Source organism: Natrinema sp. H-ect1 (assembly GCF_041821105.1).
Classification (GTDB): Archaea; Halobacteriota; Halobacteria; order Halobacteriales; family Natrialbaceae; genus Natrinema; species Natrinema thermotolerans.
This window is the reverse complement of sequence record NZ_JBGUBA010000021.1, coordinates 1-8,294: the sequence shown is the minus strand read 5'-3', so window position 1 is coordinate 8,294 and position 8,294 is coordinate 1. Positions and strand designations below refer to the sequence as shown.

At 52.3% G+C, this 8,294-nt stretch carries 7 protein-coding genes; 4 read left to right on the top strand and 3 right to left on the bottom strand.

All coding sequences use genetic code 11. The features are described 5' to 3' along the window. Positions 1-181: 181 nt before the first annotated feature. Entirely contained in the window at positions 182-1,327 is a 1,146-nt protein-coding gene (locus tag ACERIM_RS19350; RefSeq protein WP_373633827.1) for an NADH dehydrogenase subunit, read from the bottom strand. A gap of 631 nt (positions 1,328-1,958) precedes the next feature. Between ACERIM_RS19350 and ACERIM_RS19345 the strand changes: the two genes are divergently transcribed. Continuing rightward, positions 1,959-2,936, top strand: a complete 978-nt coding sequence (locus ACERIM_RS19345) for a hypothetical protein (protein WP_373633826.1) — start codon at positions 1,959-1,961, stop codon at positions 2,934-2,936. A gap of 1,049 nt (positions 2,937-3,985) precedes the next feature. On the opposite strand, the gene ACERIM_RS19340 is transcribed toward ACERIM_RS19345, so the two are convergent. Next, positions 3,986-4,435, bottom strand: coding sequence for a hypothetical protein (locus ACERIM_RS19340; protein ID WP_373633825.1), 450 nt, complete (start codon positions 4,433-4,435; stop codon positions 3,986-3,988). Between the two features lie 442 nt (positions 4,436-4,877). On the opposite strand from ACERIM_RS19340, the gene ACERIM_RS19335 reads away from it, so the two are divergent. Next, complete coding sequence (locus tag ACERIM_RS19335) at positions 4,878-5,693, top strand: hypothetical protein (protein WP_373633824.1); 816 nt, start codon at positions 4,878-4,880, stop codon at positions 5,691-5,693. A gap of 870 nt (positions 5,694-6,563) precedes the next feature. Next, complete coding sequence (locus ACERIM_RS19330) at positions 6,564-7,022, top strand: hypothetical protein (RefSeq protein ID WP_373633823.1); 459 nt, start codon at positions 6,564-6,566, stop codon at positions 7,020-7,022. A 41-nt stretch (positions 7,023-7,063) separates the two neighbouring features. On the opposite strand, the gene ACERIM_RS19325 is transcribed toward ACERIM_RS19330, so the two are convergent. Next, positions 7,064-7,672, bottom strand: coding sequence for a hypothetical protein (locus tag ACERIM_RS19325; protein ID WP_373633822.1), 609 nt, complete (start codon positions 7,670-7,672; stop codon positions 7,064-7,066). A 106-nt stretch (positions 7,673-7,778) separates the two neighbouring features. Between ACERIM_RS19325 and ACERIM_RS19320 the strand changes: the two genes are divergently transcribed. Continuing rightward, a partial coding sequence (locus tag ACERIM_RS19320) for a homing endonuclease associated repeat-containing protein (protein ID WP_373633821.1) occupies positions 7,779-8,294 on the top strand: 516 nt, incomplete at its 3' end.

Here is an 8,294-nt window from a genome sequence, read left to right as displayed (position 1 = left end):
ATGTCACCGCGGATATCGCAGCCGTTCTGGACTGCTCTCCGAGTACGGCAAGTGAACTAGTGCGGAAGGCAGAGGGAGCTGTAATTCACAACTACATGGGGTTGGAGAGATAGCACGATACTGGACTGTTTGTCCGTTTGGGTTCGCACCGTCGTCCGGGAACGGCGATAGCTTGGAAGGACTACCTGAGACGAGTCGCTCCGGAAGCGGCTTCGACAGCGATCTCGATGCTCGTCTCGGTGACAGCAGTCACTTCGCCATCGATGGATGCGTGGTGCGGAATGCCGATCCCTGTCGACGGCGGCGTCGCAACGACCGTTCCGGCTTCAACACGATCACCGGGTTCGACGGTGGGTATCCCGGGACTGACTGTCCCTTCGAAGTCCGGGTTCGTGAGAAGTGGGATGCGAACGATGTCCGGTTCGATCGTCGCCATCGGTTCGGTCTCCATCGGTCCGGCTGTCCAGTCGCGCGATTCGAGAACGTCAATCCGGCCATCGCCGAGCGTGTTGTCCGTGACAGTCGATTCGTCCAGCACCAACAGCCCGTTCGTTGACTTGTCAACCACGAACTCGTCCGGCGGCGTCTTGATCTCGAAACACCAGCCGGGGCCGCCGGACACAAGCACTGCGTCCGACGGAAGCTCGTCCGACGGGCGACCTGCGGCCGATAGGAGCGCGCTCGCGGGCGTCCCGATCGGGACCTTGAGGAATCGATGCTGCGGGACGGCTCCGTCAACGTGGACGTATGTGTGCGTAACCGGGGTCCCGTCAGTCAACGCCCGGTAGATGTTAGCCATCGTTTCGGTGTTTTGGACGAGCCAGCCGTGATCGGTCGGAAGCTCGCTGCCGACCACGGTGTCGGCCACGACGTTGAGAAGGACACTTTCCATCCCGTACTGGTATTGAGCGTCCGTGTACGCGAACACGACGCCGGATTCGGTCTCAACGTCAAGCGGCAGTTTGTCCGGCGGAACCACCGTCCCACCGGTCTCTGCTTCCAGTTCAGTCATGTACTCGTCCCGGTCCGTCCACTTGGCGCTGACCACCACGACTTCGAACACGTCCTCAAGCAAGGCGTCGAAGAGCGCTGCGAACTCGGTCGCACGCGACTTCCCAAGCCACTTATCAACGAAGAAATTCGGTTCGCTCTCCTGGTGGTTCACCAATAGATAATCCGTCGAAGCTACCTGCTCCCACTTCGCGTAGGATGGGAATCCGGCACCGCCCGCACCTGCGATACCGGCGTTTCGAATGCGTTCGACACCGTCGCCTCGCATCGATGGCCAATCCGATAACCGGTCGGGCTGAAGCACCTCTTGTGTCATGACGATCATTACTACACGTCGATCGTGAGTACGAATTCTGCCGCATCAGAGAGGCTATTTTTATACCCGCTGTTGAGATACTGTGACAATATCGCAAATAGAGACAACGGACACTGTATTTCATTCGAGCAGACTCACCGTATCCCGTCAGCCACTTCCCCCACCACTCACGCACTGCATCCCTCATGGTCATCAACAGCCGACCAGCACGTCTCTCCGACCGTAGGCGTGGTTCCCATCCTCGTTTCAGGTTGCCTGTGGTGACCACGTGTTCTCCCGGTAAATCACGGTAGAGAGTAGTACCGCGATTTTGGAAGAATCATTGCGGAGATCAGCACAGCATTTTTAAGAGAGTTGGAGGAAGACGTTCTCCATAGAACAGTAATGATAGTGGTATGTTCCTTACAATGGAATCTCCAGAATCCGCTCATAGCGACGCAGTCTAGTCTGCAGATAACGCACTCAAATTTCTTAACATAGCCTCTAACAGATCCTCAGGCCGTCTCAGACCCCCTCGTTGCCAAGCGTTTATAAGGGATCCTCCCCTAGGATAGGTTGCCGTTCGAACTTGACGACGATGAAGAATAACACGGCCTGATACCGATCAATCCTGATCTAACTCAGGTCTGAGATGAAGCCACAGACGACAAACAAACTACAAACAATGGTAGAACAAACAGAATCTAACCAACAGACAGTACGAGCACAGCTCGATGCCATAGCCCAACAGTGGGCAGAACACGGTAAGTTCCCTACTGGCACTTCAGAGACCGATGTACAGAACCTCAGCAGCACCCTGTTCGAACAGGTCGAAAGCTACATCGAAACCTGCGTTACCGAGACAACTTTCACGCGACGTGAAGCCGAGGTATGGGCACTCTCTCAGTTCGTCGACGAAAACGGTCTCTGGCTAACCGACGACGCGATCGCACTCGTCCTCGCTACACCTGGCACGAAATTCGGTGAACCCACCGAACCCGACGAGGCGACCTCGATGAGTCGCTCCATCACAAGTGAAGAAGTACAGGAACACTACACGACTGCCAAAAAGAAGCTCGAAACAGCGAGACAAACCATCGGGGCAGCCACCTACCCAGACCGGGACGATGTCCTCACGAATCCGGAGATCGTATGGCTCAACCGGTATACGATCGAACGCCTGCAGGACCAGTGCCAGCCTGAAGAAGTGACACTTGACGATGTCACCATGCGCCTCCTTGACGGGGTAGAAACCCGACTGTCACTCGAAGAATTCAGTCGTAGTTACCTGAGCGCGCGCGATGTTGACAATGTCGCACAAATCGCCGTCGAACAACGCAGCTTCAAAAGAGGAACTCTTCATATCACAGCCCATACGGCTGTCCAAGAAGAACTGCCGGAGATCGTCACAGAAACCGACGCCATCACGCATCACGGACACCGATACGACTTCTCATTCGTCGAAGATCCATATGGACCCCAAGACCATGGTCGCATCACGCTGTACGCATCGGACAACATCATCGGGATGGATGAAGTCCCGCTAGAAGACGGGCTCGCAGCTGCAGATGACCACATGCAAGAGCTACTTGACCGAGATGAAGAACTCCTCACTCGAACCGTAGACTAAGCACGACGCCTACTCCGCCGCAGCGTTCATTTTTCACGAAGAGATACATCTGTTGAAATATTCGAGTCATGTCTACCAGCTAGTGGATTCGATACTGTCGTACTTTCACCGGACATGTCAACGGCAACACCCCCACCCCTCGTTTCCGCTCCAAGTCCTTTCGAGAGTCCCCCTTCCCGGAGAGAACTGGTGATGCGGTTATACCGGATATTATAGAATTCGACTTAACTGACCGCAGCTTCTGAAACTATATTATATATTTTACTGTATAGGTAATATATGTATGTGCAGAGATGACGGACTCGTTCCGTAACGGCACGATAGAACTAGTGAGACAGATATTCTATCTAAATACTACTTCAGAGAATCAACCTGAACTCCCGCATTTATATTCCTGCTTGCCAAACGCGGAGAAGATCATCTCTACGCCAAACTACCAGCATTTCCAAACACCTATCTCACTATTCGCCCGTGCCTCGGGTTCTTCTGTAGTCTTGGAGCGGAACTGAGGGGGGTGGGAGTAAGAGCTGACACTTTGCCCGTCCCATTGCAAGTGAGGTCGGTGAGAGGATGTAGTAGTATTCAAAGTCTAGCTGGTTTCTCAGCAGCACCGAGATCGATTTTGATTTCGGGCATCAGCGGTTCTCGTAGTCTTGAGAGAGTCTCGGAGATGTTTGGAGCGGAACTGAGGGGCGGGGGTGTCCAGAAATGAGTTGCGAATCCAGTATGGAGTGTACTCATCAGTATGAGAAGGAAGTCAGTTCGGCGGACACAGCTCACTCCTTATCGGTCTAAGATCGCTCGTCCGCTTCAGCTCAGCCCTCTCGGACGATTGCCTCACATGCTCCGTTTTCAGCTTATGGGCCTTCGTCTCTGCGAAGACATCACTGACGGTCGCTTCGAGACCTCCAGCAGGTATCCTCATTAATGGAGAAGAGCGTGACGTAGTTCGGGAGTTTCTTGATGCGACACTGGTCACCGAACCGCTCGCGGACGTCCTTCGAGAGATGGATCGTCCGCGTTCGTCTGTCGGTTTTGACAGAACGTATTTACAATCGGCTGAGATCAACTCCGATGCATCCGCGACACAGGACCTCACTGCCTTTGAGTAACCACGTCCAGTCGATATTCCCGCCACAGCACGTACACTCGTTCGGCGGCAGTTCCGAGATCTCCTTAATTTCGACGTCATCGTCTGGCGTCCACGGCCACTGTGCCCAGCGCTCCTTGAATTGCATCGGGATGCACTCATCACACCAGAGATGATTTTCTCGGTCACGGGGGCGACGATTGTAGCTGCGCGCCTGTTTGATCTCAGAGACAAACCACACCGCTACTCGCTCGCATTCTCCACATTCCATTTCATCTCGACTGATCCCAAAGGACTCTTCGAGCGTCGTCACAGCGTCTTCCTCCAGCAGCAAGTTGTAGATGACTTCCTCGCGGTTTTCGAGATTCGTTGTCTTTCCAGGCGCATCGTGATACTCGTCACGTACCATCGTCACCACCTCGACCTCGACTAAGGGCTACGGAGCCCCAACCAGTCGATCGGAGAACGGGACGAAAACCCGTGTGTCGTGCTTCTTGACGTCTTTCACTGTACATTAGCACACCTTGATAAGTCCAGTCACGTTTAAAGGTTAGTCCTGTGCCTGATCTGCCTAGTTACAGCACCCACGATCCCAGTAGAGACCCCGGATTCTCGTAGACTCCTCGTGAAAATATGTGGCTCCGGTGAAACCCTCTTCTTTAGAGAATTGTCCACGTGAATCTACCGCACACTACACGTGCGTACTGGTCAATCGAATCGATTTCTCTTCTGTAAGAGCCTGCTTTTCCGACAGAGAGCCGATTTGTGTTGATTTACCGTGCGTCAGAGTGCTCGTCTCCGTTGTCACTGGATCCAGAAAGCACTTATCAATGAGAATTGATTGACGGGTGATGAAATCTCGCACCATTCAGGGTATTTCATTTGTTCTTCCGCTTTTGCTTCTGGCGGCGATCTTTCTTCCTGGTGCACTGACAACACCGTATCATGCTTCTAACGAGCAACCGTTCGTCATCGCACACGAATCAACGGAAGAGTTCAACGACACTGTCACGGATAGAACAGCTGCGATGGAGAGTGCCGTCCCTGTCGAAGAACTTTCCGAGCGCCAACGACGAGCCTTCGAGACGGCAAAAGCACAAGAACCATCTCCCTATTCTGGACAGCAGGCTTTCACCCCGCCTGTCTGTAAGGACATACTCCTCGTCTGTGATGAGTATGAGGAAGTACCGAAGCCTCCCAGCAACGGGAGTTACAGTTCCTATACAGATTACACCGGTGGTGGAGTAGGTCAGGGTCCCAAGTATGGGTATGGAATGATAGAGGGCACTGATGAAGATCTGTATCTTGTCCGGGTTGGGTTTACAGGAGCGTACATAGCAGACTGGACAGTCCTCCCTATCTTCGAGTTTCTCAGCAGACTCCTTGCGCTTGGACCGTTTGCAGCCTTCCTCGCATACCGTGACTGGTTTGAGACCACACCCAACCCGTCATCTGGTACCCTTAGGTACGGGGTCGCACTCCTTGTCCTCATGTTCGCCACGCCATATCTCTTGATGCTCCTGAACATCACTTCCCCTGGAGAGTGGTATTTGCCTGCGTTAGCGCTGCTCCCTGTTGTAACATGGCTTGTGATAATCGCGGACATCTGGCGTTCTCGCGGCGAAAAAACAGTAGGCACAGAAGAGAAAAACACGTCGCAGAACTAGAGAACAAACTATGTCTCCAAGGGAGGTTGCTGGCGTTGACTGAGCCGGGTCTGGATAGCTTGCGGTGTCCTTCAAAAACTCATCGTAGTTGGCTATACGTCTGAACCGACATTCGACGCACTCTGGGACGATCGGGAACTGCCAGCAGTGGCACTCATTGATGCCCCGATCAGACTCCCGGACACGCTCGTCAGTATGAACCAGATATCATCGTCAATGCCTAACCGGAAAGGCCAACCATGAACAGGAAAGAGAAGCCGGTGACCTCGCAGAGCCGTTTGAAGAACTAGAAGTGTACTACAGCGCTTCGTCCACTTCTTGTAACGCATCGATTGCTTGCTGGAGATGCTCTCGTAGCTCGTTGCTGCCACTGCCATCACTTGCTACTCGGTCTGTCCGCTGCTCGTTCACATCACTGGACTGCGCCGTAGACTCTGACTCGGGTGTGCCCCATGTTTCAGTTCGCCCCAGTGACTCGTCTTCTCCTTCAGCACCTGCATCGAGCCGTTGCTGTTCGTCGCTCTCGTCCGTCGGTGTCTCCTGTGTTCCGTCCCAGTCCGCTCGCGTATCTTCCGATGGTCGGCCGCCGCGGCTGAACACCTACAGTAGGATAATCACGATCACCTCGTCGCTCACACCATTATTCGACCACGCTCTGGCACAATTCCCATTGCCCCTGCTTTCTGCTGAAACCATTTTATTACCACAGTAGACATCACGTCCTTTTTCGCGTGACACTAACCGGGAAAAATACTCCGGAAGACGTGTCTCAGCACGCCAGCACGGTCACACGGGCTTCTGCGATACAATCTTTGTAGTAAAAACACTAATATTCAAAGCTTTTAAATGATACTCTGACATTTTATCTACATGGCTACTCAATTTCCTATAGACACGTTCAATGACGCATACTGGGAAGCATATCGTTATCCAAGCCAAGGTAAACGGAGTCATCACGACAGAGTTCCATCTCGCCCGACTCTTGCGTTATGCGCCGCAAGAGAGGCACTAAATAATGAACCGTTTGACTCCGCAATCAGATCGAACACTCAGGAAGTGCTGGCCGTCATAACAAAACTTGCTACCAGTACCGAACGATCAATCGATGAAATTATTCAGAACGCACGAAATAAGGACGCGTTGAAGAAGGAAGCCAGAACTGCAGTCTTCGAGGCGTTCCCAGAAAGTGAGGAATCACTACCTGATAATGCCTTTTCAGAAATCAACTATACCGGCCCGATTATCGTGGCACTTTGTGCTACCACTCAGGACATTGATCCACTCAGAACTGTTCGTCAGCGCCTCGATGGTGAAACACGGTATTTATAACGTTTAACTGAATCGTCACAGGAATACCGATCGAGTTCCAGTCAGTCCTTGGCGACCTTACTAACCCACTTTAGATTGCGTCGATTATCCTTCTCGACGAAGAACTCTCCGCTCTCAGAGAGAAGATACCGATTCCGCTTTGGACTAATTAGCTCGACTCCTCTCTCCTCGCTTCCTCTCACTTCCCTTGCGACATCAACCCCTACCACTTCCATCGGCTTCTTGCGCTCATTAAACACGACCCAGTCACCAACAGTTAGCTCAGCAACCCGCTGCGTAAGCTCGTTCGGCGATAACTCTTGACGGTTCTTTATTTCTTCTACCGTTTGTCGGTGATCCGCAGATTGGAATAATTCGGTAAGCGAATGGGTTTCTACAAACCGGTCTCTATCAGCTGGTTGATCGAACGCATACACGATTTTGTTTGTGAAGAAGTTGAACTGCCTGAACCAACCCACTTGCGTCTGTTGTAGGTGTTCGTTTTGTCTCTTTGCCTCGATAAACTGGAACTCTAGAACATCAGAACGGTCACAAATCAAGAAGTCAGGAATCCCGTCAATACTAGCAGTTTCTAATGCCTCTGTATCTGTGTCCACGCCAGTATGTTCTCGAAGCACCTCTAAAACGCGATCAGCCAAGTCCTCCGGCATATCCCACGACCGACTTCGATTAACCTCGTCAACCCCTAATGCATATTTGAGCCGATTGGATTTTCGTCGTTGATTAATTTCTTCGACGTGCCAACCAAAGTGATGCTTGTATAATAGTTCCGTTGCCTTTTCAGCAAACCCCCGTTCGATAGTTCCCTGCGGGATTTCCGTCTCACCAGTAGGATCAATCGACTCTACTTCACCACTCGAAGCATCGTATATAGCAAATGATACGTCACATAGTGAAACCATACAACATCAAGAACGTCTAACTATTTATCATTGGTCGCTCAATGCTGGAGGTTCCGTCAAGACCACGGAAGTCGAAGTTGTCGCAGACCTCGTCGCCCACCTCGACCGGCGACCCTACCAAGACGACCTCGACGAACACAGCCGATTCGATTCACGAGCATACCAGCAACGCTTCGAATCATGGGACGCCGCGTTAAAAGCCGCTGAATTCAACCCCTCAGTTCGCATTCCCGACGACTTCCTCATCGCCGACCTCTGGCGAGTCGCGTTACTCGACGAAACCTACTCAGAAACTGCGTCCAAGACAGACAAACCCGTGTTCTCCGAAATCGACGACTGGTGGTCACTGTCAGTAGAGAAACTCCAGCAA